This window comes from Anaerocolumna chitinilytica, assembly GCF_014218355.1.
In the GTDB taxonomy this organism is placed as follows: domain Bacteria; phylum Bacillota; class Clostridia; order Lachnospirales; family Lachnospiraceae; genus Anaerocolumna; species Anaerocolumna chitinilytica.
The window spans coordinates 780,601-806,002 of the sequence record NZ_AP023368.1; the positions used below are offsets into that span (position 1 = coordinate 780,601).

A 25,402-nucleotide genomic window follows, 5' to 3' on the forward strand; every position below is an offset into this window, starting at 1 on the left:
AATGAATATTCGTTATGTCAAGCTGAAGGAAGGCTTTATATTAAGAGAACTGGGCGGGGAATTCTGTATCTTCCATGCAGAAGACAGTGACAATGGCTCTTTACTGGGGCTGCCCTCAGTGAATGAGGCATGTGTCTTTCTCTGGAGTCAAATTGAGAAAGGGGCAGATGTCAACTGGCTGCTGGAGGCTGTGGCTGAAAAGTACGGTATGGAGGATGAAGAGGCAGAGTATGAGGTGGCTGAATTTCTGGCAAAATTGATTCATGGGAATGTTGTGGAGGTAGTGTGAAAAATGCGCGCTTTGGAAAGGGTGTGGTTGCATAAATGGATAAAGCTGTAGTTTTCTACAATCAGGAAAAGAAAATGGCTGATTTCTATCAGTGCTGTGGGTACACGATTTATGAAAAGGAACAGGAAAAATTAATAATAACAGAAGAGATTGTTTTTAAGCCAATAGAACCCTCCTCACCGGCGGTTGTTCGAGCAAAGGTAAAGGAGCTGATTGAGGGACTTGGAGATTGTAAAACGGCAGCCTTTGGCAGTATTTCCGGGATTCCCTATTCTGTCTTTGATATGGCGGGCTTTTGTATTTTTTTGCTGGCGGATAATAACAGAGAGAGCATAGAAGGATTATTGGAAGAATTGAGACAGTTTCAGGAGGAGCAAAACAAGGCTTCACAGGTAAAGGCGGTTCCGGAAGAAACCGGTGTAGATGGAGTCTACCATTTTGACTTAATCAGGGCACAGAAAAAAAATCCGGAATTGAGCTCCAAAAAGGCACTGTTTCCTTTCTTTGAGTCCACACCCTTTGTGGAACTTAAGGTCATTTGTACACATATACCACCCTGGCTGGAGAAGGATAAAAGGTTCCTTGTCAGAACAGAAAAGACGGCAGCAGGTCAAATAGCGGTGATTACCCACAGGCAGTGTGAAGGAGGTTGATTACATGGTAAACTATATGGTAGTGGATGACAGTCATATTCAGATTGCAAACGGGATATTCGGGGAGGTAACTTCCTTTCAGACTTATCCGTCAGGAGAACTTGAGAGCCTTAAGCTGGAAGGAAAAAACATGGTCGTAACCCATGCGGGGGAGCTTATTCCGGCATATACAGAGACGCCAAGGAGAAAGAATACCCCTTCCGTTGAATTTTATAAGAATGGAATGATGAAAGCCGTTATGCTGGAGGAGCAGTCGGAGGTAGTGACACCGATTGGAGAGATTCCGGCTGAGAAGATAACCTTTTATCCGAGCGGAGAGGTACACCGTGTGTTTATTACAGACGGAAAAATAAGCGGCTTCTGGACCGAGGAAGAAGAAAAAAATCATAATATTCCATTGACCTTTGAATTTGATTTTACATCTTTTACGGCATATCTTTCTGCCATTAATTTTTACCAAAGCGGTGCTGTTCGGAGTATTACTCTGTACCCCGGAGAAAGGGTATTGATTAACACTCCGGCTGGGGAGATGGAAACTGCTATCGGTTTTTCTTTGTATGAATCGGGGGAATTGGAGTCGGTGGAACCGGCAGCTCCCGTAAGGATAGCAACACCAATCGGATACTTGTCAGCATATGATTCCAATGCCCTTGGAGTTCATGCAGATGAAAATTCATTAAAATTCAGTGCGGAAGGAAAGCTCTTATCCATTAAAACAGAGGAAAACCGGATAATAATTCAATCGGATAAGGGAAGTCAAGACAAATTCTACTCAACAGAGATATGGAAACCGGTATTAAAGCCCCATCCTTTACATGACGACGTAATGACCTCTGAGGCGATGAAAATCAGTTTCGACTGGGAGCAGGATACAGTGACGCTAATTTCAGAACAGGAAGCTACCTATCCTATTCAAGGAACCAGATTTGTTGTGGGAAAGGCAGATTCCGGACAGATGGGCTGCACTCCTTCAGACTGTGGGTCCTGTTTTCTTTGCGGGGAGCGGAACACAACGATGAAATAGAAGCAAAAAGCTGCTCTTAAAGCAGCCGCTTTCCCATATCGGTTATATTATAAAGACCGATGGCGTTGATTTCATCGGCAAATTCTCTGGAACGGAGTACTTTAATCAAAGCGTTGATTTCAGGACGGCCGATATCGGCTTCCTTGATAACAAGATCATACTGCTCATCACGCAGATACAGAAAATCAATACTGGGCATCTGAAGTGCGGTGCTCTTGTTGCCGAGGGCACAGTCAGCGCCGCCTTTTGCAACAATTGCCGCCGCAGCCAGATGAGAGCTTACTGCCTTGTCATAACCCTTTACAGAGGAGGGAGAGATACCCTGGGACACTAGGAGGGAATCTGTTAAAATCCGGATGCCGCTTCCTTTTTCGCGGTTTGCGATATGAATGTCATCCCGGGCAAAGTCTTCAATGGAATGAATGTTTTTTGGGTTGCCTTTGGCAACATAAAATCCAATGGGTCTGTTCAGTACATGGTAGACTTGGACCTTTTCTCCGGGAATCAGATAACTGATATAGGGAAGGTTGTAGGAACCCGTCTTATAGTCCCAAATATGTGCCGATGCAACAGATACCTCGTCCTTGTATAAGGAGAGCAGCCCATTATAGCTTCCTTCATAGGAACGGATATAACGGGAAGATTTACAGAGGGAATGTGCTGAAGAGCATAGCATATCCAGGACGATATCCTGGCCGCAGACAATAATATCCTCAGGGCGGTCCAGTGGATAGCCGGAGGATATGATATAATCATTCTCCTCTGTTTGGTTATTGCCGGAGGTGATAAGCTGATTCAGATCACTTTCTGTAATACGAAGCTGTTTACCCATCTTTGTGGCCTTTAGAGTACCGCGTTTAATCATTTCGTAAACGGTATTCTTTTTTATTTTTAAAATCTCTGCCGCTTCCAGCGGTGTATAAAGTTTTTCATTCATTTTCATCACCTGTTTTCTTTTGACGCTCAAATTATTACATAAATTATAACAGAAACAAAAGGATAAGTCTATATCATGTGGAGACAAAACTAAATAAAAAATAACTAAACATATTAATACAAAATAAAAAGAAACAAAACATAATTATTACTGAACGAAATCGTATAAAAAAGTATTAAAATATAATCTATAATGTTGATAATGCTGAAAATAAAGAATAATATTGACAATAGTCAATTAATTATATATCCTATGAATCATAATACAAAACAACAGTTGGTTACAACATAAAACAATAATAAATAAAACAGTATGATAATAAATAAAACAGTACATAAGAAACAAAATATTAGAAACCAGTAAACATAAAAACTATAAAGATAAAATAAGCCATGTTGTTTTGGATTTGAAAAGGAGGATAAGAGTGAAAGATAAATCTTTTACTCTCCCCTGGTACGCGTACAGCAGCACCTTTAGGTACTAATAAGCACCAAGGTGCTACTAAGAACTCAAAGGACTAAGCATGCAGAAGGGAGCTAAATATGAAAAAAAATGTTATGAAACGAGCACTGGCAATAATTCTTGTGGGAATGATGTTATTTACTGTAGCGTGTAGTAAGTCAGACTCTCGGCAGACAGAAAATCCGGACGCTGAAGTAACTGCTACAAACAGTGTGACAGAAACTGTGACCCCAACCCCGGAAGCAACTGTGACAGATACGGCGGGGGATACAAAAGCAGAAGAGGGAATTACAAGCTTTGAAGATATTGGTACCGATAAAGTGAAGTTGATAGCCCTGGGGAATTCGGATGTACCGGTGGGGCAGTATTCCCAGGAGATTTTTGAAAGCCTTGGCTTTTGGGAGAATATCCAGAGCAAGATTTCCTTTGGCACCAATGTAAAGGAGGTATTGTCACAAGTAGAAGAAGCTTCTGTGGACTGCGGTGTTGTATACGCAACAGATGCGGCAACTGCTACAGGAGTTAAGGTTATTTGTGAAGCACCGGAAGGTTCTTTAAAAACACCTGTGGTATATCCGGTGGCAATGCTTTCCGGATCGAAAAATCCGGATGCCGGGAAGGTATTTCTGAATTATATCGCGGCGGATACTGCGCTTTCAGAGTTTAAAAAAGTTGGTTTTAGTGTGGCGATTGCCACTCCGGCAGCAGAAACAGAATATACGGGGAAAGCATGTACCTTGAATGTATTTGCGGCTGCAAGTCTAACGGAATCGCTTTCTGCGATACAGACAGCCTTTGAAGCAAAATATCCTGCTATCAAACTGGTGTTTAATTTTGATTCAAGCGGTACGCTTCAGACCCAGATTGAATCCGGAGCCGAGGCAGATATCTTTTTCTCAGCGGCAGCAAAACAGATGACGGCACTCAGCGGAGAAGGCTATATCGCGGACGATACAAAGATTGACCTTTTGGAAAACAAGGTTGTATTGATTGTTCCGGGGAAGTAAGATCATAGCTTAAAATCATGAAAAAGGAGGTGGTCAGGTGGAATTGTTCCCTCTATGGAATTCACTGAGAATTTCCCTTATTGCATCGGTAATCACATTTTTTCTTGGAATTTTCATTGCGAATTATGTGGCAAAACTCCCTAGCTTCCTAAAAGGGGTACTGGATGCTGTTCTTACAATTCCGATGGTGCTGCCTCCGACAGTAGTAGGCTTTTTGATATTAAAGGCGATTTCTCCAAGAAGCAATCTCGGAATACTGGTGAAAGAATATTTTAATGCGACCCTTACCATGAAATGGCAGGCTGCGATTGTTGCCGTGGTGGTGGTTACCTTTCCGTTAATGTACCGGACAGCAAGAAGTTCCTTTGAGGCCTTTGATCAGAATATCATTGCAGCCAGCAAGACCCTTTGCTTATCCAATGCTTATATTTTCTGGAAAGTACTGCTTCCCAATTGTAAAGAGGGAATTCTTGCCGGCGTGGTGTTGGCCTTTGCCAGAGGACTTGGGGAATACGGTGCGACAAGTATGGTGGCCGGCTATATTTCGGGCCGTACGGCTACCATATCAACAACAGTAGCTTATTTCTGGCAGACCAATCAGGACGAAAAGGCCATGCAGTGGGTCATAATTAATCTGGCAATTTCTTTTACGGTAATGCTCTGTGTTAACATTTTTGAAAAACGAATTTCCTTTGGAAAGGGGAAATAGAGATGTCTATTTGCTGCAGAATAAAAAAGAAGATGGGAAAGTTCAACCTGAATATTGATTTTCAAGCTGAAAATGAAACCGTAGCACTTATGGGAGCTTCCGGCTGTGGAAAAAGTATGACCCTGCGCTGCATCGCGGGAATTGAGAAACCGGATAGCGGACGGATCATCCTAAACGGCCAGACGGTGTATGATTCTGAAAGGGGCATCGACCTGGCTCCGCAGAAACGCAGGGCAGGGTATCTTTTTCAGGATTTTGCACTGATACCCAATATGACTGTTAAGAAGAATATTATGGTCGTAATGCCAAAGGAAAAAAAGGAGATGGTCGACGGTGTGATAGAGAGGTTTCATCTGGCTGGACTGGAGCATCTCTATCCCGCTCAGCTGTCAGGCGGACAAAAGCAAAGATGTGCCCTTGCCAGAATCATCGTGTCTGAACCGCAGATAATTATGCTTGATGAACCCTTTTCAGCGTTAGACAGCTATCTAAGATGGCAGCTGGAGCGTGAAATTATGTCGGTTATTCGTGAATTTGGGAAGACGGTGCTGTTTGTATCCCATGACAGAGATGAAGTATATCGCATCAGTGACAAGGTAGTGGTAATTGAACATGGGAGTAATGAGCCTGTCTGTACAAAACAAATGCTTTACCAGAATCCGCAGACTTATGTGGATGCGCTGTTGACGGGGTGTAAAAATATTTTCCCGATTATACATGAGAAATCAGCGGTCTTTGTTCCTGACCTGGGATTAAAATTTAAGTTCCGGGAGAAATTTGAAGATTCTTGTTTTCTTGGTATAAGGGCAAATCAAATCCTTCCGGAATTTATGGTTGAGGATAAGAATAGTGCTGTTTTTGCACGCTATACAGTTGAACAGATTACAGAAGCTGTATTCAGTATGATATTAATGGTCTCGTTGGAAGATGGGCACGGATTGGTTCGTTGGGAGATGCCCAAGGAAATCTATCGCAAGCTCTCTCTTTATCCTCCTGTACTTGCTATACCAAAGAGAGAAATTCTATACCTGAAATCAGACAGAAAGATCTTGGCGTAAAGTATTTAATCTTTTTGGAGGAATGGGATATAGAAGTTATAAAACTGAATAAATAGGAGCATTATTTAAAGAACCAGGTTAATCCTTTGGTTCTTTTATTTTGAAAATAAAGATGTTGATTTGGTTAATGGAATAAAATACAGGGAAAACCAGAAAACTTGTAAAATAAGGCTCGAAAACATCCAAGCTATATGATATAATAACAGTAACTATCTGGTGTTTTTATAAGCAGCTTTTGCACCAGAATCAGTTTTGATAGTGAAAGCGAGGAACAAGATGTTAGATAATAAAAAAATAAAATTAATGACAAAGCTGGCTGCTTTTGAAGATGGAAAGGGCAAGGAAGATATTAAGATCAGCAAGTACTATAAGACTGATTATGTCAGATACCAGGTAATTAAGACTGCGGTAAGCATTACCCTGGGTTATTTACTGGTGCTGCTTTTATTCGGCATGTACCATGCGGAATATATCATCAGCAAGATAGTAACCTTGAACTTTGTACGGATTGGCCAATATCTGCTTGGCTTTTATATTATCTTAATGGCTATCTATATTACAGGGGCATTCATAGGGTATTCCATAAAATACGATCATTCCAAAAAGAATCTGTCAAGATACTATAAACTTCTTAAAAGACTGAACAGAGTTTATCAGGAAAACGATGGGGATGAAAAAGGGGAGGCATTGAAATAAAAATGATGACTTTGTTAGTACTTCGAACCAGGCTGCAGAGCCTATACCAAAAGCATGAGATATATCTTAAACCTATATTTAAGTTTATTATAGCACTTATTGTATTTGAAACCATTAATATGAACTTGGGTTACGATTCCCGCTTAAAGCAAATGCCTATTGTTCTTGCTCTTTCACTGCTAAGTGCATTTACACCATCCGCTGTTTTGCTGCTGCTTTCAGCTTTGGTAACCTTTTTGCATATTTACTCGGTATCAGTCATATTATCCGCTATTATTTTAATACTATTTATTATAATGTATTGTTTATTTCTTAGGTTCACACCCAGACTTGGCTTAGTGGTTCTTGCGGTTCCTATTTTGTTTTATTTAAAGATACCTTATACCATTCCTTTATTACTGGGAGTGTTTTCAACACCGGTTGCTATTATACCTACCTGTCTCGGAGTAATGGTATACTATCTTGTGTATATTATAGAGCAGGCAGCAGCGATACAGGTGAACTTAAACCTGGAAGATACTATGACGATATATACCTATGTGGTGAATGGAATTAAAGACAATAGCCAGCTGTTAACTGCCATGATAGTATTTTCAATCACTATCTTAATTACCTGGCTGGTATGGAAGATGAAGTTTGACTACGCCCATGAAATTGCTGTTGCGGCTGGATGCTTTACTACAGTATTCGGGTTTTTAATAGCAAGTCTGAAATTTGATACATCAGAAAAGATTGGTACGATGATAATCGGAACTATCATTTCAGGTCTTGTGGTCGTTGTAATACAATTCTTTTATCTGTCATTAGATTATTCTGCAGCAGAACATGTACAGTTTGAAGATGATGATTATTACTATTATGTAAAAGCAGTACCTAAGATCAATGTTACGACTCCTCAAGTAAATGTTAAGAGGTTTAATACACAAAAGACACAGATTCCCGGTGAACAATTTCCGGATGATTCCTTCCCTGATGAGGAAGACTATGAGGATGAAGATAATTAAAAGTACGCTAAATTACAGTAAAGCGGGTGAGCTTTTATGGAGACAATCATAAGGTTTTTTAAAGACTATATAAGCTGGAATTCACTTCCTAAGATCAGGCTTACAGACTTCATTGAAATTCTGATTCTGACTTTTGTTATCTACAACGTGATTGTATGGGTAAAACAGACAAGAGCCTGGATACTGGTCAAGGGACTTATTGTGTTGCTCATTCTCTGGCTTTTTGCCTCCATTTTGAATTTAAGCGTAATACTCTGGATATTCTATAAATGTCTTAATGTAGGGATTATCGCAGTCATTATAGTATTTCAGCCAGAATTCAGAAAAGCTTTGGAACAGCTGGGGCAAAATCATCTTGTTACACCTTTGTTTAATTTTAATGACTCCAAAGATAAAGGAGACCGATTTTCAGAAAAGACGGTCGCAGATATTGTAAAAGCCACTTTTGAGCTTGCCAAGGCAAAAACAGGGGCACTGATTGTGATAGAAAAAGAACTTTCTTTAATGGAATTTGAAAAGACGGGAATTGCTATAGATTCACTGGTAAGCAGTCAGCTGCTGATTAATATTTTTGAGCATAATACTCCTCTTCATGATGGAGCGGTTATCATTAAAGGAAATAGAGTCGCAGCGGCAACCTGCTATCTGCCTTTGTCAGATAACATGCACCTAAGCAAGGAACTTGGTACAAGACACAGAGCAGGTATCGGAGTCAGTGAGATTACGGATTGTCTTACTGTTATCGTATCAGAAGAAACCGGAAAGGTATCTCTTGCTATGGGCGGCAGCCTGATACGTAATGTAGACGGGGATTATTTAAAGAATAAGATTCTCAGTCTTCAGAGTAAGGCACCTGATAACAAGAAAATTAAATTATGGAAGGGGAGGTCTAAGAATGAGAGAGAAACTGACTAGAAATCTTGGACTTAAGATACTGTCCCTGTTTATGGCTATTTTTATCTGGTTGATAATCTTGAATATAGCCAATCCTGTAATTCAGAAATCCTATTATCATATACAGGTAACTAAAATAAATGAAAACGTCATCGCTCAGAAAGATAAAGTCTATGAGGTAGTATCCGGTGATACGGTAGATGTTACTATAAAGGCGAAACGTTCTGTAATAGAAGCATTAAAAACCACGGACATCAAAGCAGTAGCAGACCTATCGGAACTGTCCCTTGTAAATGCTGTTCAAATTAATGTAAGCGTACCCGGACATGAAAGAGACATTATGGAGATTACGCAGGATACTTCCACTATGAAGGTCAGCCTGGAAAATCAAAAAACGGAGCAGTTTCGCATTAATGTTGTAACTCAGGGGGAGGTAGCGTCCGGTTATTATATCAAGGATAAAACTACAAGTCCTAATATCATACAGGTCAGCGGTGCGGAAACGGTTATAAACCGCATCAAGGAAGTTGATGTGGAAGTTGCGGTAACGAACCAGCGTCAATCCTTTGTAACCAGTGCGGTTCCAAAAGTATATGATAAAAATGGAAGCCTGATGGATTCCGATAAGCTGACATTTAATTACGATACAGTGGATGTGACGGTTAATTTATTGCAGACTAAGACCGTGAATCTTTTCATAGAAGTTACCGGAACACCCTATTCCGGTTATAAATATGTAGATTTTGAATATGAACCCAAACAGGTAGTTATTGCAGGAGAAAAGGACGAACTTGACAAGGTTCAATATATTATGGGTGAATATAATATTGACAACCAAAAAGAGGATATCGAAGATCAGGTTAACATAGCGGACTTTATAAAAAATGATGTTATATTAATTGATGATAATCAAACAGCGGTTATTAATGTAAAGATAGAAAAACTCGATACAAAAGATTTAAGTTATGATGCCAGTGATATCGAGTTTAGGAATGTTCCCAAGGGTGCAATGGCTACTTTGAATTCCAATATTTTTAATGTAGTATTGTATGGAAGTACTGAAGTATTAAACAGTGTGAATAAATATAATTTAAGACCCTATATTGATTTAAAGAAAGCAAAGGTTGGTACGAATACTATGTCTATAGAGTTTAATTCACCGAATGGCGTCACACTGGTTAACCCCAGTGTGGTGGTAACCCTGAAACATACCGGAGGTTAACATAAGTATTCCTACATAAAGGAACAGATAAAATATTCACTAAAAGTGGATATTCGGAAAAGAGGTTGAAAATGGTAAGCAGCAAGATAGTAGTTAAAAATCCAAATGGATTACATCTGAGACCGGCGGGATTATTTTGTAAGATCGCAATAGAATTCCGTTCTAAGATTACGATTGCCATAGAAAATACAAGGGTTAACGGAAAGAGTGTACTTAGTGTGTTAGGTGCCTGTATAAAAACAGGGGATGAAATTGAAATCATTTGTGAAGGTGAAGACGAAGAGAAAGCACTTGCTGTCATAATCAAAGCCGTGGAAGGCGGCCTTGGAGATGAAATCTGACCTAATATCGCCTGCATAAATATTCGGCGGAATGTTTTAAATTAAACTTGTAATCCTTTGGAAGGTTTGCTATAATGTAAAACAAAATTATAGGCAAATAACGAGAAAAGGAATGATAGGGATGGGACTAGAGTAGACAACACCAAATTATTTATCATAAAAAAATACAGTGTGATTTACCGACTCCGTAGCATGGTATAAAGTTTAAAACTATTCAGAAAGCATTGTGACAAGATTGGTTGCAGTGGAGTAGCTATTATGACAATAACATGTGAATATTAGGAGGACGGATTATGTTAAATTATAAGCGATATAAAAGTGCACCTGTTGTGGAATTTAAGGATAGAACCTGGCCGGGAAAGCAGATTTTGAAGGCACCTGCCTGGTGCAGTGTGGATTTAAGAGATGGCAATCAGGCCTTGATTGAGCCTATGGTAGTTGAAGAGAAGATTGAATTCTTTCAGCTGCTGATAAAATTAGGCTTTAAGGAAATTGAAGTTGGATTTCCTTCTGCCTCTCAGATTGAATTTGATTTCCTGAGACAGTTAGTAGACCGTAAGCTGATACCGGATGATGTTGTGGTTCAGGTACTTGTACAATGCAGGGAACACTTAATCGCGCGCACATTTGAAGCGTTACAAGGTGTTAAGCAGGCAATCGTCCATATCTACAATTCTACCTCCACGCTGCAAAGAGATGTGGTCTTTGGCATGGAGAAAGAGGCTATCAAAGAAATCGCTGTTACCGGTGCCAAGCTGGTGAAGGAATATACCTTGAATTTTCCGGGAAAAATAGTACTGGAATATTCTCCTGAGAGCTTTACTGGAACAGAACTTGATTTTGCACTGGATATTTGTACAGCAGTACAGGATGTCTGGGAACCGACCCCGGATAATAAGATTATTTTTAATCTGCCAAGTACTGTTGAGATGACTACTCCTAATGTTTATGCAGACCAGATTGAGTGGATGCATACCCATTTTAAAAACAGAGATTCTATCATTTTAAGCATACATCCCCATAATGACCGAGGCTGCGGCGTAGCTGCCAGTGAACTGGCTTTGCTTGCGGGAGCTGAACGTGTGGAGGGAACTTTATTTGGCAATGGTGAGAGAACAGGAAATGTTGACATTCTTACCATAGCTTATAACATGTTTTCTCAGGGAATAGACCCTGAGTTAGAGCTTGAAGATATCAATGAAATTATAGAAGTATATGAACGGCTTTGTAAGATACCTGTTCATGTACGACATCCATATGGCGGAAAGCTGGTATTTACTGCATTTTCCGGTTCTCATCAGGATGCCATTAATAAGGGTGTAAGAGCCATGATGGAAAGAAAGAAGGAGATTTGGGAGGTTCCATATCTGCCCATAGATCCTGCCGATATCGGAAGAAAATACGAACCTATCGTACGTATTAACAGTCAATCCGGTAAAGGTGGCGTAGCCTTTATTATGGAAAGCTATTTTGGATTTAAGCTGCCGAAGGGTATGCATAAGGAATTTGCCGATATCATCCAGAAGATATCCGAAAAACAGGGTGAAGTCGCTCCTGAACAGATCATGAAGGTATTTAAGGAAAATTATTTAGAGCAGAAGGAACCTTTGCATTTTAGAAGAAGCCGTTTTGAAGATTTGAATGATACGGATAATACCTTTGATACGATAGCAAAAGTTGTTTATACGGATCAGGGAAATGAAAAATCCTTTGAAGCAACCGGTAACGGACCAATTGATGCTGTTCTTAGAGGACTTGAAAGAGAACTTGGTATTAATATTAAGATTCTTGACTATAGTGAGCATGCTCTTGGTGAAGGTTCCGGTGCACAAGCTGCGGCATATATACATTTACTGGATAAAGATACGGCTAATACCATATTCGGTGTTGGTATCAGCTCTAATATTACGAGAGCCTCTATCAGGGCAATCTTCAGCGGCTTGAACAGGTTAAAGAAATCATAAGAAAGTTTAAGTGAATTTTAATACTATAATAGAAAAAGATATGTTAGGTTTAAATAGAGGATACAGCACAATCAGAAATTCTGCTTGTATGTGTCCTCTGTTCTTGCATTAATAAACATTAATAAAGAAGATGCTTTAGCTTTAAAATACCGTGTTTTACTGTTTGTAAAGTTGAAAGAACTAAAAATTAATATAAATTAATCATAGAAAGGATGCCGCTGATAATAATAAAATGCTTATCCGCGGTGAGTGGTGCAAAAGTGAAAAAGGTAATTACTTATGGAACGTATGATTTATTGCATGTTGGACACATCAATCTGTTAAGAAGAGCAAAGGAGCAAGGGGACTATCTGGTGGTTGTTTTGTCTTCAGATGAATTTAATACCATTAAGCATAAGACTGCTTATCATTGCTATGAAGACAGAAAAACAATATTGGAAGCAATACGTTACGTTGATGAGGTTATTCCTGAATATACCTGGGAACAAAAGATTAAGGATGTAGTGGACAACCAGATAGATGTTTTTGTTATGGGTGATGACTGGGAAGGCCAGTTTGATTTTCTAAAAGATTACTGCGAAGTAGTATATCTTCCAAGAACTGAAGGAATCTCCACTACTAAGATTAAGAATGACCTGAATTTAGGGGTAAAAAAATAAAATAACGGAGTTGCACATATGCCCCAATTAAAAAAATCATTGCGTAAATGGAAAAAAAAGATAAAAAAAGTCGGTAAAAAGATTGTCATGCTTTTATACCGGATAGAGACAAGGATTGTTCCTATTAATAAGCGGGTAATCGTATTTGAAAGTAACATGGGAAGGAATTATACCGGTAATCCCAAAGCGATTTATGAAGAAATGGTAGCACAGGGATTGGATAAAAAGTACCGTTGTTATTTTATGTTCGATAATGTGGCAACCTCCATACCGGGCAGCGCGATAAAGATAAGAAGAACCAGAATACGTTATTTCTTTCTGTTGGGTATTGCAGGTATCTGGGTAAGCGACTCCAGAATGCCAAACTATATTAAGAAACGTAAAGGTGTACACTATATTCAGACCTGGCATGGCACACCTCTTAAAAAGCTGGCGCTGGATATGGATTCTGTCAACATGGCAGGAGAAACAAATATTGAGAAATACAAAAGAAGCTTCTTTTTGAATACAAGAACCTGGGATTACCTGATTTCTCAAAACAATTATTCCAGCGAAATCTTTAAAAGGGCTTTTGCCTTTGATAAAACAATGCTTGAGATTGGTTATCCCAGAAATGATATACTGTTTAAAGGGAATACACCAGAATATATTCATAAGCTGAAAAAAGAAATGGGACTTCCTCTTGATAAGAAGATACTTCTATATGCTCCTACCTGGAGAGATAACGAGTATTATGACAAAGGGGCTTATAAATTTAATCAAGCTATGGATTTTTCACTTCTGAAAGAGCAGTTTGGCGATGACTTTATCTGTATAGTGAAATATCATTACTTGGTGAAAGACAACATTGACTGGTCTACATACGGCGGCTTTGTTTATGAATTCAATATGTGTGAGGATATCTCTGCCCTTTATCTTGTGGCAGATATGCTGATTACGGATTACTCCTCCGTTATGTTTGACTATTCCCTGTTAAAGAGGCCTATGTTTTTCTTTACCTATGATTTAGAGGATTACAGGGATAATCTGAGAGGCTTTTATTTCGATTTTATCGAGGAAGCCCCAGGACCTATAGTAAGTACCACCAGAGAGCTGGTGGATTCAATAAAGACCTATAGCGAAAAAGAATATGAAGAAAAGTATAAGGCATTTTACCAGAAATACAACCATGCTGATGATGGAAAAGCTTCTGCTAAGGTAGTAGAAGTAATTGAAAAAATAACAGCAGGAGAAAGGTAACAGCTTCTTATGATTAATAAATGGAAAAGTATCCTTAAGGTCAAGGTGAAAGGAACTCTTCATAACATTCAGGCTAAGGCTGAAAAAAAATCAGTTAACTACCGGATTTCCAATTATGATGTGTCCGTCATTCAGAATGAGAAACCAGAGAAAACAAAAAAAATACTTTTTGTTGTTGAGAGAATGGCAAAGTACAGCGGCGGGCAGACGTCTCTTTTGCGCCTTGGCACTGAACTGGCCAAGCTTGGTCATGATGTGGGGTATACAGTATATAAGCCGCAGACACAGTCCGATATGGAGGAGTGCGCTTCTTCGAACTTATCCGGCTATCTTGGAAAGATGTACACCAATAAACAGCTTCCCGGACTGAAAGCGGACATTGTAATTGCCTCCTCTTGGGATACGGTTGGTTTTGCAAAGAATATACCTGGGTATAAGATGTACTTTATCCAGGATTATGAACCATACTTCTTTAGCTTTGGTGAATTGTTCTTAATGGCAAAAAAGACATATGAGCAGGGCCTTCATATGGTCAGCCTTGGTGCCTGGAACAAAGAAATGATAGAAAAGAACTGTCAGCCGGTATCACCGGTGGATGCAGTGGACTTTCCTTATGAGAGCCGGGAATACCCATACCATAAGAGGAATTTTGACAGCTATAGTGCTAAAACAGAGTTTATTATGGCAGTTTATCTGAAATATTACGGGAAAAGGCTGCCCAATATTACACAATATATGTTAAAACAGTTAAAGGCCAGATTCCTGCAGGATGGTATTAAGCTTCGTATTCTTTATTACGGAGAAGATAAAAGCTTTCAGACAGAAGCAGGTGAAAACTTAGGAATGTTATCAAAAAAAGAGCTGCTTTCTCTTTACCGAAAGGCTGATTTTGGAATGGTAGCATCTATGAGTAATGTCTCACTTGTACCCTATGAGATGTTAGCAACGGGATTGCCATTAATAGAGTTTGAAGACGGAACCTTTCCTTATTTCTTCCCGGAAGGCAGCGCCATACTTACTTCTCTGGATTATGAGGACTTATACCGGAAGATGAAAATGTCCATTCAGAATCCTGATATACTTAAGAAGAGGGATGAAACCGCCAGAGAATATCTGGGTACCCTAAGCTGGGCAAAGACCGCAAAGCAGTTTGATGACATTATCAGCCATGCAGCTAAAAACGAGACTACATTATGAGAGAACGGTTAAAACGCTTAGCTCCTAGCTGGGCATTAAAACTATACCAAAGGTTAAGATTTATCCTAATAACATTCCTTTTCCAGATATTTCGGATAGCCTCTATTAAACCCTTTAGAGTTGTATTATGCAACGTATGGGGTTTCGGAGACAATGCCAAATATGTGACGGAAGAACTGACAAGGAGAAATCTAAAACAATTAGAAATAATATTTATAACCAATCATCCGGAAGCAGCCGGAGAGGTAAAAGGTGTAAAACTATATAAAAGCAACACCATAAAGGCTGTCTATGCCCTTGCTACTGCCAGAGTATGGGTGGATAACAACAGGAAAGAAAGCTATATACGAAAAAGAAAAGGTCAGTATTATATCCAGACCTGGCATGGCGGAATTGCTTTAAAGAAGATTGAGAAAGATTACGGGGAACACCTTGGCAGAGCTTATGTTAAGAATGCGAAAAGGGATTCTGCCATGACAGACCTTTATATCTCAAATAGTGATTTTTGTACCAGAATGTATAAGAAAAGTTTCTGGTATAAAGGTGAGATCTTAGAGTGCGGAAGCCCAAGGAATGATATCCTGATACAGCCTAAAAAAGAAATTAACGAACAGGTAAGAAAAGCACTTGGTATTAATGAAGATATGAAAATTGCTCTTTATGCTCCCACCTACAGGGAGGGAAAGGGGAATACACAAGTATATAACTTGGATTATGAGAAGCTTTTACAGGAATTGTCTAAGAAGTTCGGCGGTGAATGGATAGTGGCAGTCAGGTTACATCCTCTGGTATCAGCACAAAGCGATGCTATGGGTTTTAGCAAGCGAGTGATTAATATGACTCATTACAGGGATATTTATGAGCTGATGTCCGTCAGTGATGTGTTGATTACAGATTACTCTAATATTATGTTTGAATTTTCTTTTCACTATAAGCCGGTTTTCTTATATGCGGCTGACAGGAAGGAATATGATACGGACAGAGGATTTTATTTTGATTACGCTTCATTACCGTATTATAAGGCAGGCAATATGGAGGAATTAATAGCTGGCATTAAAGATTTTAACAAAACCTCCTATGAAGCATCTGTAAAGGAATTCTTTGAAGGATTGGTTCTATATGAGAAAGGGCAGGCTTCAAGGACAGTGGCAGATAAGATAATTGAAGTTATTAGAACACGCTGAGAATTAGGGAATAAGAATTTAATGAGTATCTTTAGATTAAAACTTAGATTGCAGAATTAGATTGCAGAACGTCAAGCATAGGCATTTAGATATATAACAAACAAGGAGCCTGGATAACTCGTATATAAGAGTGTCCAGGCTCCTTGTTACTATCAATTTATAGATCGTAAATACAATTCTAATCAGTTTAATTATTATCCGTTATTTCCTTTAGCTTAGCACTGATTTCCTTCACTTTTTCTGTCGGAGCGTAGTCCGTTGTTCCATATAGGAATTGATGCAGCTTTGTAACATTTGCGGTCAGGTCCACCGGAAATACATAGGATACCCTGTGATAGGTAAAAGCTCTTTTCTCATAAGGAAAACCAGTCTGATCCGTAATATTATAGGAAAGTATATCTTTTGCAAGAGATAGCATTTCTACCGAATCGATATTGGTATAAATCTTAGGAAGTATCTCATTTAAGATAGAGTTAAGGGTTTTAATATCTGCTTTTTTGGCTTTTTCAAAGATTTTCTGAATAACGATACGCTGTCTTTCCGCTCTCTTAAAATCATCGCCTTTGGTATAGCGGATTCTGGCATAAGCAGTAGCATGGGTTCCATTAACAACCTGGGTGCCGGCATGTTTTAATTTGCCTACCTTTGTTCCGTTTATCTTGTTTAATTCCTTGGTATAGCCATTTACATACTTTAATTCTTCCGGTGTGATGTCCAGGCTGACACCCCCAAGTAAATCTATTACTTTACATACGGCATCAAAATTCACGGTGACAAAATCTTTCACATCCAGGTCAAAGTTCGTATTAATTGTACTGAGGGCCAGGGAATAGCCACCTTTAAAGTATGCAGCATTAATTTTATTAAATGCATTATCATCATTTGGAATCAAGGAGTAAGTATCACGGTAAATCGATGCAAGCTTAACATCCTTCGTCTTTCGGTTAATACTGACAATTACAATCGTATCGGAATGGGTATCCGACTTTAAAGCATTATCCCTGGAATCTACTCCAAAGATACCAATATTTCTGTAACCCTTCATGTCCTTATCATCCAGGACATTTGTAACAATGGAAGAATCAGCAGATTTATCTACCTGCATTTTGGATGCCATTACAAAATAATATCCGATGCCCAATGCCAGAATAATAAGTATTAAGTCAAATATCAGTACAACCTTTGTTTTAAAACGTCTTTTTTTACTTTTTGTAGCCATTTTAACTCCTTTAAAGAATACATAGTTGGAAAATTGCCTTTGATTCTTCGGCAATTTCTATAGTGAAACATTGTTTAAAACTGCTTTATCATTTAGAAATCTATTACTTAACCATATCTAATTTAATATGCGTTCTTATTAACAAACCCCCTGAAGAAGGTTAAAAACAATATCTTAAAGTCCAGACTAAGGCTCCAGTTCTCGATATAATATAAATCATAATCAATTCTTTTTCGGATAGAAGTATCGCCTCGATAACCATTCACCTGTGCCCAGCCTGTCATACCGGGAAGTACCTGATGCTTTATCATATATCGGGGTATTTCTTCTTTGAACTTCTCTACAAAGAAAGGACGTTCCGGTCTGGGACCAATAAGACTCATATCTCCTCGCAGTACGTTAAAAATCTGAGGAAGTTCATCAATACTGGTTTTACGAATGAATTTACCTATCTTTGTTACTCTGGGATCATTAAAGGTTGTCCAGGCTTTCTTTTCTTTTGATTCCTGCTGTATTTCCATGGAACGGAACTTATACATCTGAAATTCCTTGTTATGCTTCCCGATACGAACCTGCTTAAAGATAATAGGTCCTTTGGAGGTGGTTTTAATGATGATAGCAACAACAATCATAGGAATGGAAAAAAGTATCAGGGCCACCGTAGCGCCAAAGATATCAACAGCTCTTTTCACCATACGGTTAACGAAGTTGGTAAGAGGTACATTACGAATATTTATTACAGGGAGCCCGTCCAAATCTTCCGTATAGGGAATGGTAGGCAGAAGGTCTTGATAATCCGGAATGAATTTGGTATGTACTCCGGACTTTTCGCATAAATTCACTATCCTTGAAAGCTTTGAATACTCATCGATGCTTAAGGTAATACCTATTTCTTCAAATTCATTGGACTGCAGGTAATCAGGCAGCTCCTCAATAGAGCCAATGACTTTTATTCCCTTATAGGCAGTATCAATGTCAACATTGTCATCTAGAACACCGGCAATCGCATAGCCCCAGTGCGGATTAGCAAGGAGTCTGTCTATGTAGGATTGGGCTGTACGGCTGTAACCTACCAGTAGTACGGGTTTTCTGTTGTAGCCTTTCTTTCTTGCAGTTCTTTGAATACTTCTTACAATAAGACGGAAAATCAATTCTAAAATAACATTTATAATAAAGAAGATAAAAATAAGATAACGGGAATAATTACTTTCGTTGGTTGCGTATAGTATAAAGGTAAAATAAAGAGTACCAAATAGGTTGGCCTTTATTAAATTCCATATAAGCAGTCTCTTAAAACGTACCGGACCCAGCCCGTATAGACCGCAGTAATAATAGATTATCAGATAACCGGGGACTAACAGATAGAGTATCCCGGAATAAGTTATCAGATCATAACGGCCTGCATTGGGATCGAAGTGTATAAGATAACGCAGGGGCGAGTAAAAACGTAAAAAATAAGATAGAATATAGGAAAGTACCAGCAGAATTCCATCTGCTACAACATGAATACGGTTAAGTGTCTTTTCATTGTCTTTTATCATCGAAAACCCCATTGCCAAACGGCATCTTTACTGATTTCTTTACATTAATTTTGTCCTTAAATGACAATTCTATAATACATGATTGAAAGAATTTCCACAATACAAAATTTTCTTAATATTTAACAGAATTTCTTAAGATACCTTCAAAATTAATTCTGTAAATTTTCACAAACTCTACACAAAATACTGTTACAATAATGAAGTAATGAAAAATTAGGATGTAAATGATATACTACTATAGAAAGAGGAACGTATAAGGGAAGGTGAATTTATAATGTCAGATGAATTCTTTGGAAGAGAAAACGATCAAAAAGAAGCTGCTGATATAGACAGCCGTATGAAGGATGCAATTAGCGGAACACCTGTAAGTGAAAATCTGAGCGGGCAAGAGAGTATCCCAAGAGATGATGAACACTTTGCCGGAGCAGATACAGAAAATCACAAATCGGAAGAGGCAAATTCGACACAAGGATTTACATCCGGTTCTGAAGCAACAGCAAATAATGGAGATGGTCAAAACAGTATTTACCGATTAAGCAAACCATCTGCAAACGAAGAAAATGGAAGTTCCTATAGCTTTTGGGCAGAACAGGTGTCCGGACCCAGAATGGGACAAACTTATGAGGATTACAATCAATTCAAGGAAAGCAGAGGAGTTGATACATCTGCGGCCTCTTATTATCAGAAAGCAGAAGAAGCAAGACTTGCCGGAAAGGAAAAGAAAAAGGACGGATTCTTTAAGAAGGCAGGAAAGCTGGTAGGAGCAGCGGTTATATTTGGATTGGTAGCAGGATTGGTTTTTACCGGATTCAATCAAGCTTATTATAAGATTAATCCGGATGCGGCACCAGTTAAGTTCAGTCTTGGAGATGGTTCCTATAAGCTTTTATCTTCCACAGCTGTTACAGATGGTAATATTACTCAAAAAACGGATTTAACAGATGTGATTGATAAAACGATGCCCTCTATCGTTCAGATTACTACCACCTATAACCAGACATACAATGACTGGTTTGGTCAGGAATACAATCAACAGAGCGAAGGCGGCGGTTCCGGTATTATTGTCGGAAAGAATGATAAAGAGCTGCTGATTGCCACCAATAACCATGTAGTGGAGGGAGCAGATCCCATTAAGGTTAAGTTTATCGACGGAACAGAAGCAGAAGCTATTATAAAAGGTACAGATTCTGTAGCAGACCTTGCCGTAGTTTCCATTGATATAACCAAGATTAAAGCCGATACTCTAAATAAAATCTCTATTGCAAAGCTTGGAGATTCAAATTCCGTAAAGGTAGGAGAGATGGCAGTCGCTATCGGTAATGCTTTGGGTTACGGACAGTCTACAACAGTCGGATATATCAGTGCTAAAGACCGTGAAGTAAAGGTAGACGACAAAACTATGGTATTGCTTCAGACCGATGCAGCTATAAACCCCGGTAACAGCGGCGGAGCTCTTTTGAACCTAAAAGGAGAAGTAATCGGAATTAACACTGTAAAATACGCATCCGATGAAGTGGAAGGAATGGGCTTTGCTATTCCGATCTCAAGAGCCACACCAATTATTGATGAGCTTATGAGCAGAGAAGTTCTGACCGAAAAAGAGAAAGGATACTTAGGGGTATATCCGGAAGATGTAACGGAAGATATCGCGACCATGTACAACTGGCCGGTAGGTGTCTTTGTAAAACAGGTAATAACAGGCGGAAGTGCTGATAAAGCAGGTATTGTAGCAGGTGATATCATTACGAAGATTAATGACACAGAGATTACCGCAAGCACACAGTTAAGGGAAAAGGTGAATTCCTATCGTGCAGGAACAAAGATTACAGTAACTGTAAAACGTAATGAGAATGGCAAATTCACAGAAAAAACCTTCAATGTTACACTGACAGCAAATCCGGAATCCAATACAAACTCTAATACTACTCCCGGTACAAATAAATAAACCATGCAACAAAAAAGCTGCTGCGGAAGGGCTGATAGGATATTAGCTCATCTGCAGCAGCTTTTTTTACTCATTTTCGTAATAATAATTTTAGAAAAATTTCAATATTATGCTATTGTAACCCATACCCCCCTACGATATAATTGGATATAAACTTAAAATTAAGTTTAGCAGCTTACTTAATTGCAATAAGCAAAGGCCTTAAAGTTACTTTAGGGAGAAGGAGATAACAATATGAGCGATGATTATAAAGAAAAGGATAATATCCTGGAAGATATAGATAAAGAAAAATCAGAGAAAGAGAACAAAGAGAAAGACAGTTATGAGGAAGTATGTTATATCTGCAGAAGACCGGAGAGCAAGGTAGGCAAGATGCTTCGCATACCCAATAATATCTGTATATGCTCTGACTGTATGCAGAAAACCTTTGACACCATAAACAGTAATGGTATGCCCTATATGGATCTTATGGGTTTAAATCCTAATATGATGAATCTGAACAACATTCAAAAAGATGTTCCCAAGAATCAAAAATTAAAGAAAAAGAAAACAGAAGAAGAAAGAGCGGAAGCACCTAAGACCTTCGATATCAAGAATATTCCCTCCCCCCATGTAATAAAGGGGAAATTAGATGATTTTGTTGTAGGACAGGAACAGGCCAAGAAGATACTTTCGGTTGCTGTATATAACCATTATAAAAGAGTTGCAACGGATACCATGGATGATATCGAGATAGAAAAATCCAATGTTCTTATGATTGGACCAACCGGAAGCGGAAAAACTTTTCTTGTAAAAACCCTTGCGAAGCTTCTGGATGTACCTTTAGCAATAACAGATGCTACTTCGTTAACGGAAGCCGGATATATCGGAGACGACGTGGAGAGTGTTGTATCAAAACTCCTGGCAGCGGCTGATAATGATGTGGAAAAGGCAGAAAACGGAATTATTTTTATAGATGAGATTGATAAAATAGCCAAGAAAAAGAATACCAATAACAGGGATGTAAGCGGAGAAAGTGTTCAGCAGGGACTCCTTAAGCTCCTGGAAGGCAGTGAGGTGGAGGTGCCGGTTGGAGCCACCAGTAAAAATGCCATGGTGCCTTTGACTACAGTGAATACGAAAAATATCTTATTTATCTGCGGTGGTGCTTTTCCGGACCTGGATACGATAATTAAATCAAGATTGAATAAACAGTCCTCAATCGGTTTTAGTGCTGATTTAAAGGACAAGTATGACAGTGATCCCAATCTGCTCTTGAAGGTTACGGTTGAAGATCTGAGGGAGTTTGGTATGATTCCGGAATTCCTGGGGCGTTTACCGATTATGTTCTCACTGGAAGGCTTAACGAGGGACATGCTCATAAAGATATTAAAAGAGCCGAGAAATGCCATATTAAAGCAATATCAGAAGCTGCTTGCATTAGATGAAGTATGTCTGGAATTTGATGATGCGGCTCTGGAAGCAATTGCAGAAAAGGCTATGGAGAAAAAGACCGGAGCCAGAGCTCTTCGTGCTATTATTGAAGACTTTATGCTGGATATTATGTATGAGATTCCCAAGGATATTAATATCGGTAAAGTTACGATTACCAGAGATTATATTGAGAAAAAGGGTGTGCCTCAGATTGAGATGAGAGGCAGCCACTACAGTAATTTCCTATTAGAAGGTAATAATTAATATAAAAAAATGAAGGCGGGGATGTGATAAAATGGAGGAAAAATATCAACCTGAAATTGATGGGAACTTACGCAAACATATGGTACGGGTACCAAAAGCAATTGAACAGGCAAGCGGCATCCGGATATTTGGGAAGCTGATTAAGTCATTGGTTTTCACAACGGATGTAGCTATCATAAGAAACTGCAATGCCAATGCAGTGATTGCTGTCTATCCATTCACGCCCCAGCCTATTATAACCCATGCTATAATCAGTTGTTCCGATGTACCGGTATTTTGCGGAGTAGGCGGCGGTACCACAAAAGGAGCAAGGGTTTTAAATCTTGCAGAAGATGCTGAATTCCAGGGAGCTGTTGGTGTGGTTCTCAATGCACCTACACCAAACGAAACCATTCAGTACTTAAAAGAAAGAATTGATATCCCGATTGTTATTACCGTCGTATCAGAAAAGACCGATATTAAGGCAAGAGTGGAGGCCGGGGCGGATATCCTTAATATATCCGGTGCCGGGAATACCATATCAATCGTAAAGCAAATCAGAGAAGAATTCCCTTATCTGCCGATTATCGCAACAGGCGGACCTACGGAAGAGAGTATTATTAAGACCATAGAAGCCGGGGCCAATGCGATTACTTATACACCACCAACAAACGGTGAGATATTTAAGAAGCTGATGAATAAGTACCGGGATGAAGATTCCATTATATAAGGAGGCGTCTTACTTTGTTTTTTAGAAAGCTTTTTAAGGGAAATGAAGATAACGGCAAGGAAAATAAAAGTTACAGGGAAGTAACGGTTAAGAAAGATGCCGTTAAAAGTAAGGAGAATGAAACTCTATCCGGGCAGGAGGAGTATGAGATTGTAGAGAAAGAAATCTTGCCGGAGAAGATGATATGCCCTGATTGCGGGGGGATTACCCTTGTAGGATTGGATTTTTGTGATAAATGCGGTGGAGAACTTGGAAGTTATGAGAATTATTAGTATTCTATAATTTTTGTTGACAAATAGAATTGACAATAGTAAGATAGATGCAGAACAAAGGCGTTCAAGGTATACGTGTATTTTGGACGCTTTTTTGCTTATTTTTTTATAAGAAAATGTAGTATATATGCACGTTACACACTAGCTTATAGTTATCCGATAAGCTTCTGTTTTTACTATGGCACTTTAATACATTAACAGGCCAGCGGTTTATAGCAAAGAATTATTGGATGCTAATATATTAGAAGGAGGGTATTTATGAAAAAAACATTAAAAAAAGTTGTCAGTCTTGGGTTATTAGGAGCCTTGACGGTTGCATCATTAGCAGGATGCGGAACAAAGAATACAGGTGCAGGGGACGGAACTTTCTTAATCGGTGGATTAGGACCCTTAACCGGAGCAGCTGCATCCTACGGCATATCCGTTAAGCAGGGAGCCGAAGTTGCAATTGATGAAATCAATGCTGCCGGAGGCGCTAAGGTAGGAGATACTTCCTTACAGTTAAAACTTCAGTTTGAAGATGATGAAGCAGACGGCGATACCGCTTCAGCTGCTTATAATACCTTAATGGATAAAGGTATCCAGGCTCTGCTTGGAACAGTAACCAGCGGTGCAGGACTTGCAATTGCTGACCAGACCAATGCGGATGGAATCCTGCAGATTACCCCTTCCGGTTCTGCAAAAGACCTGACCAAGAACCCCAATGCATTCCGTCTTTGCTTTACAGATCCTCTTCAGGGTGAGACAATGGCAAAATATGCGGTAGAAACCTTAGGACTTAAAAAAGTTGCTTTACTGTATAACAATTCAGATGATTACAGTACCGGTGTTGCTGAAGCTTTCGAAAGTAAAGTAAAAGAACTGGGCGGTGAAGTTGTTGCAAAGGAAGCCTTCGTAACAGATGCCGTAGATTTTAACACACAGCTTACTTCCATTAAAGGAACCGACGCTCAGATTATCTTTGCTCCTGTATACTATCAGGATGCAGCTTATATTACAACACAGGCTTCAGAGCTTGGTATGACACTTCCTTTCATCGGTTCTGACGGATGGGACGGAGTACTTGATAAGGTAGTTGATAAGAAAGTATTGGAAGGCGCTGTATTCTTAAGTCCTTTCCTTGCAACCGATCCGGATACAGCAGTACAGTCCTTTGTAACAAAATACAAAGAAAAATACGATGCTACACCTGACCAGTTCGCAGCAGATGGCTATGATACCGTATATGTTATCAAGGCAGCTCTTGAAAAAGCAGGAAAGACAGACAGTAAGGATTTAATTAAAGCGATGACAGAGATTGAAGTGAAAGGCCTTACCGGAACAGTTACCTTTGATGCAAGCGGTGAACCCAATAAAGGTGCTAAGTTTGTAGAAATCAAGAATGGTGAGTACACTTCTAAGACAGTAGAATAAAAGTATTATTTTTCACTTATAATGAGGTTATATTAATGTGAAAGATTTGGACTGAGGTTATTTTTATGACTTTGGTCCAAATTCTTT

General features: G+C 39.1%; 24 protein-coding genes. 21 read left to right on the plus strand and 3 right to left on the minus strand.

Features of this window, described 5'->3' with window-relative positions:
• The first annotated feature begins 1 nt into the window (after nt 1).
• Genes bsdcttw_RS03430 through bsdcttw_RS03440 form a run of 3 tightly spaced genes read left to right on the plus strand, consistent with a single transcriptional unit; the run spans nt 2 to nt 1,966 of the window.
• Nucleotides 2-289: a PqqD family protein gene (locus tag bsdcttw_RS03430; RefSeq protein WP_185258022.1), complete on the plus strand. Its 288-nt coding sequence runs from the start codon at nt 2-4 to the stop codon at nt 287-289.
• 35 nt (nt 290-324) lie between these two features.
• Complete coding sequence (locus tag bsdcttw_RS03435; RefSeq protein ID WP_185258023.1) at nt 325-942, plus strand: Fe-only nitrogenase accessory AnfO family protein; 618 nt, start codon at nt 325-327, stop codon at nt 940-942.
• Between the two features lie 4 nt (nt 943-946).
• Nucleotides 947-1,966, plus strand: a complete 1,020-nt coding sequence (locus tag bsdcttw_RS03440) for a hypothetical protein (RefSeq protein WP_185258024.1) — start codon at nt 947-949, stop codon at nt 1,964-1,966.
• Between the two features lie 16 nt (nt 1,967-1,982).
• Here bsdcttw_RS03440 and bsdcttw_RS03445 read toward each other — a convergent pair whose 3' ends face one another.
• Nucleotides 1,983-2,903 carry a substrate-binding domain-containing protein gene (locus tag bsdcttw_RS03445; RefSeq protein ID WP_185258025.1) on the minus strand — a complete coding sequence of 307 codons (921 nt, stop codon included), beginning with the start codon at nt 2,901-2,903 and terminating at the stop codon, nt 1,983-1,985.
• A gap of 542 nt (nt 2,904-3,445) precedes the next feature.
• On the opposite strand from bsdcttw_RS03445, the gene modA reads away from it, so the two are divergent.
• The 13 genes from modA to bsdcttw_RS03510 all read left to right on the plus strand — a co-directional run bounded on the left by modA (nt 3,446) and on the right by bsdcttw_RS03510 (nt 16,539).
• A complete protein-coding gene (gene modA, locus bsdcttw_RS03450) occupies nt 3,446-4,372 on the plus strand; it encodes a molybdate ABC transporter substrate-binding protein (protein ID WP_225903781.1) in 927 nt (308 codons plus the stop codon).
• A 37-nt stretch (nt 4,373-4,409) separates the two neighbouring features.
• On the plus strand, nt 4,410-5,081 hold the full coding sequence (gene modB, locus bsdcttw_RS03455) for a molybdate ABC transporter permease subunit (protein WP_185258026.1): 672 nt from the start codon (nt 4,410-4,412) through the stop codon (nt 5,079-5,081).
• A gap of 2 nt (nt 5,082-5,083) precedes the next feature.
• The gene (locus tag bsdcttw_RS03460) at nt 5,084-6,139 is read left to right on the plus strand and encodes a sulfate/molybdate ABC transporter ATP-binding protein (protein WP_207726488.1); all 1,056 of its coding nucleotides are present in this window, start codon (nt 5,084-5,086) and stop codon (nt 6,137-6,139) included.
• A gap of 276 nt (nt 6,140-6,415) precedes the next feature.
• Nucleotides 6,416-6,835 carry a hypothetical protein gene (locus bsdcttw_RS03465; protein WP_185258028.1) on the plus strand — a complete coding sequence of 140 codons (420 nt, stop codon included), beginning with the start codon at nt 6,416-6,418 and terminating at the stop codon, nt 6,833-6,835.
• Between the two features lie 2 nt (nt 6,836-6,837).
• Nucleotides 6,838-7,839 carry a hypothetical protein gene (locus bsdcttw_RS03470; protein ID WP_185258029.1) on the plus strand — a complete coding sequence of 334 codons (1,002 nt, stop codon included), beginning with the start codon at nt 6,838-6,840 and terminating at the stop codon, nt 7,837-7,839.
• 36 nt (nt 7,840-7,875) lie between these two features.
• Nucleotides 7,876-8,754, plus strand: coding sequence for a diadenylate cyclase CdaA (gene cdaA, locus bsdcttw_RS03475; RefSeq protein WP_185258030.1), 879 nt, complete (start codon nt 7,876-7,878; stop codon nt 8,752-8,754).
• The gene (locus bsdcttw_RS03480; RefSeq protein WP_185258031.1) at nt 8,735-9,955 is read left to right on the plus strand and encodes a CdaR family protein; all 1,221 of its coding nucleotides are present in this window, start codon (nt 8,735-8,737) and stop codon (nt 9,953-9,955) included. Before cdaA ends, bsdcttw_RS03480 begins: the two co-directional genes overlap by 20 nt.
• A 71-nt stretch (nt 9,956-10,026) precedes the next feature.
• Nucleotides 10,027-10,296: an HPr family phosphocarrier protein gene (locus tag bsdcttw_RS03485; RefSeq protein WP_185258032.1), complete on the plus strand. Its 270-nt coding sequence runs from the start codon at nt 10,027-10,029 to the stop codon at nt 10,294-10,296.
• Between the two features lie 293 nt (nt 10,297-10,589).
• Complete coding sequence (gene leuA, locus bsdcttw_RS03490) at nt 10,590-12,260, plus strand: 2-isopropylmalate synthase (RefSeq protein WP_185258033.1); 1,671 nt, start codon at nt 10,590-10,592, stop codon at nt 12,258-12,260.
• Nucleotides 12,261-12,520: 260 nt separating this feature from the next.
• Nucleotides 12,521-12,919, plus strand: coding sequence for a glycerol-3-phosphate cytidylyltransferase (gene tagD, locus bsdcttw_RS03495; RefSeq protein WP_185259681.1), 399 nt, complete (start codon nt 12,521-12,523; stop codon nt 12,917-12,919).
• An 18-nt stretch (nt 12,920-12,937) separates the two neighbouring features.
• Nucleotides 12,938-14,158, plus strand: coding sequence for a CDP-glycerol glycerophosphotransferase family protein (locus bsdcttw_RS03500; protein ID WP_185258034.1), 1,221 nt, complete (start codon nt 12,938-12,940; stop codon nt 14,156-14,158).
• Nucleotides 14,159-14,167: 9 nt separating this feature from the next.
• Nucleotides 14,168-15,355, plus strand: coding sequence for a glycosyltransferase family protein (locus bsdcttw_RS03505; RefSeq protein ID WP_185258035.1), 1,188 nt, complete (start codon nt 14,168-14,170; stop codon nt 15,353-15,355).
• On the plus strand, nt 15,352-16,539 hold the full coding sequence (locus bsdcttw_RS03510) for a CDP-glycerol glycerophosphotransferase family protein (RefSeq protein WP_185258036.1): 1,188 nt from the start codon (nt 15,352-15,354) through the stop codon (nt 16,537-16,539). The genes bsdcttw_RS03505 and bsdcttw_RS03510 overlap by 4 nt, the downstream gene beginning before the upstream one ends.
• Before the next feature lie 187 nt (nt 16,540-16,726).
• On the opposite strand, the gene bsdcttw_RS03515 is transcribed toward bsdcttw_RS03510, so the two are convergent.
• Both bsdcttw_RS03515 and bsdcttw_RS03520 read right to left on the minus strand, forming a co-directional pair.
• Nucleotides 16,727-17,758 (minus strand): LCP family protein, encoded by a 1,032-nt coding sequence (locus bsdcttw_RS03515; RefSeq protein WP_185258037.1) that lies wholly within the window; start codon nt 17,756-17,758, stop codon nt 16,727-16,729.
• A gap of 122 nt (nt 17,759-17,880) precedes the next feature.
• Nucleotides 17,881-19,299 carry an undecaprenyl-phosphate glucose phosphotransferase gene (locus bsdcttw_RS03520; protein ID WP_185258038.1) on the minus strand — a complete coding sequence of 473 codons (1,419 nt, stop codon included), beginning with the start codon at nt 19,297-19,299 and terminating at the stop codon, nt 17,881-17,883.
• A 274-nt stretch (nt 19,300-19,573) separates the two neighbouring features.
• Here bsdcttw_RS03520 and bsdcttw_RS03525 point away from each other — a divergent pair, with 274 nt between their 5' ends.
• The 5 genes from bsdcttw_RS03525 (at nt 19,574) to bsdcttw_RS03545 (ending at nt 25,315) form a co-directional block, all read left to right on the plus strand.
• Entirely contained in the window at nt 19,574-21,244 is a 1,671-nt protein-coding gene (locus bsdcttw_RS03525; protein WP_185258039.1) for a S1C family serine protease, read from the plus strand.
• 234 nt (nt 21,245-21,478) lie between these two features.
• Nucleotides 21,479-22,921: an ATP-dependent Clp protease ATP-binding subunit ClpX gene (gene clpX / locus bsdcttw_RS03530; RefSeq protein ID WP_185258040.1), complete on the plus strand. Its 1,443-nt coding sequence runs from the start codon at nt 21,479-21,481 to the stop codon at nt 22,919-22,921.
• A gap of 31 nt (nt 22,922-22,952) precedes the next feature.
• Nucleotides 22,953-23,630: a beta/alpha barrel domain-containing protein gene (locus tag bsdcttw_RS03535; RefSeq protein WP_185258041.1), complete on the plus strand. Its 678-nt coding sequence runs from the start codon at nt 22,953-22,955 to the stop codon at nt 23,628-23,630.
• Nucleotides 23,631-23,644: 14 nt separating this feature from the next.
• Nucleotides 23,645-23,902 (plus strand): hypothetical protein, encoded by a 258-nt coding sequence (locus bsdcttw_RS03540; RefSeq protein ID WP_185258042.1) that lies wholly within the window; start codon nt 23,645-23,647, stop codon nt 23,900-23,902.
• 258 nt (nt 23,903-24,160) lie between these two features.
• On the plus strand, nt 24,161-25,315 hold the full coding sequence (locus bsdcttw_RS03545) for an ABC transporter substrate-binding protein (RefSeq protein ID WP_185258043.1): 1,155 nt from the start codon (nt 24,161-24,163) through the stop codon (nt 25,313-25,315).
• Nucleotides 25,316-25,402 lie beyond the last annotated feature (87 nt).

Bases quoted from the DNA above. Each gene is read 5' to 3' on its own strand.
- clpX (WP_185258040.1), top strand. From the start codon at position 21,479: ATGAGCGATGATTATAAAGAAAAGGATAATATCCTGGAAGATATAGAT.
- bsdcttw_RS03505 (WP_185258035.1), top strand. From the start codon at position 14,168: ATGATTAATAAATGGAAAAGTATCCTTAAGGTCAAGGTGAAAGGAACT.
- bsdcttw_RS03460 (WP_207726488.1), top strand. From the start codon at position 5,084: ATGTCTATTTGCTGCAGAATAAAAAAGAAGATGGGAAAGTTCAACCTG.
- bsdcttw_RS03470 (WP_185258029.1), top strand. From the start codon at position 6,838: ATGATGACTTTGTTAGTACTTCGAACCAGGCTGCAGAGCCTATACCAA.
- bsdcttw_RS03480 (WP_185258031.1), top strand. From the start codon at position 8,735: ATGAGAGAGAAACTGACTAGAAATCTTGGACTTAAGATACTGTCCCTG.
- bsdcttw_RS03485 (WP_185258032.1), top strand. From the start codon at position 10,027: ATGGTAAGCAGCAAGATAGTAGTTAAAAATCCAAATGGATTACATCTG.
- cdaA (WP_185258030.1), top strand. From the start codon at position 7,876: ATGGAGACAATCATAAGGTTTTTTAAAGACTATATAAGCTGGAATTCA.
- bsdcttw_RS03445 (WP_185258025.1), bottom strand. From the start codon at position 2,903: ATGAATGAAAAACTTTATACACCGCTGGAAGCGGCAGAGATTTTAAAA.
- bsdcttw_RS03430 (WP_185258022.1), top strand. From the start codon at position 2: ATGAATATTCGTTATGTCAAGCTGAAGGAAGGCTTTATATTAAGAGAA.
- bsdcttw_RS03520 (WP_185258038.1), bottom strand. From the start codon at position 19,299: ATGATAAAAGACAATGAAAAGACACTTAACCGTATTCATGTTGTAGCA.
- bsdcttw_RS03440 (WP_185258024.1), top strand. From the start codon at position 947: ATGGTAAACTATATGGTAGTGGATGACAGTCATATTCAGATTGCAAAC.
- bsdcttw_RS03500 (WP_185258034.1), top strand. From the start codon at position 12,938: ATGCCCCAATTAAAAAAATCATTGCGTAAATGGAAAAAAAAGATAAAA.
- modA (WP_225903781.1), top strand. From the start codon at position 3,446: ATGAAAAAAAATGTTATGAAACGAGCACTGGCAATAATTCTTGTGGGA.
- bsdcttw_RS03525 (WP_185258039.1), top strand. From the start codon at position 19,574: ATGTCAGATGAATTCTTTGGAAGAGAAAACGATCAAAAAGAAGCTGCT.
- bsdcttw_RS03510 (WP_185258036.1), top strand. From the start codon at position 15,352: ATGAGAGAACGGTTAAAACGCTTAGCTCCTAGCTGGGCATTAAAACTA.
- bsdcttw_RS03545 (WP_185258043.1), top strand. From the start codon at position 24,161: ATGAAAAAAACATTAAAAAAAGTTGTCAGTCTTGGGTTATTAGGAGCC.
- leuA (WP_185258033.1), top strand. From the start codon at position 10,590: ATGTTAAATTATAAGCGATATAAAAGTGCACCTGTTGTGGAATTTAAG.
- bsdcttw_RS03435 (WP_185258023.1), top strand. From the start codon at position 325: ATGGATAAAGCTGTAGTTTTCTACAATCAGGAAAAGAAAATGGCTGAT.
- bsdcttw_RS03465 (WP_185258028.1), top strand. From the start codon at position 6,416: ATGTTAGATAATAAAAAAATAAAATTAATGACAAAGCTGGCTGCTTTT.
- bsdcttw_RS03535 (WP_185258041.1), top strand. From the start codon at position 22,953: ATGGAGGAAAAATATCAACCTGAAATTGATGGGAACTTACGCAAACAT.
- bsdcttw_RS03515 (WP_185258037.1), bottom strand. From the start codon at position 17,758: ATGGCTACAAAAAGTAAAAAAAGACGTTTTAAAACAAAGGTTGTACTG.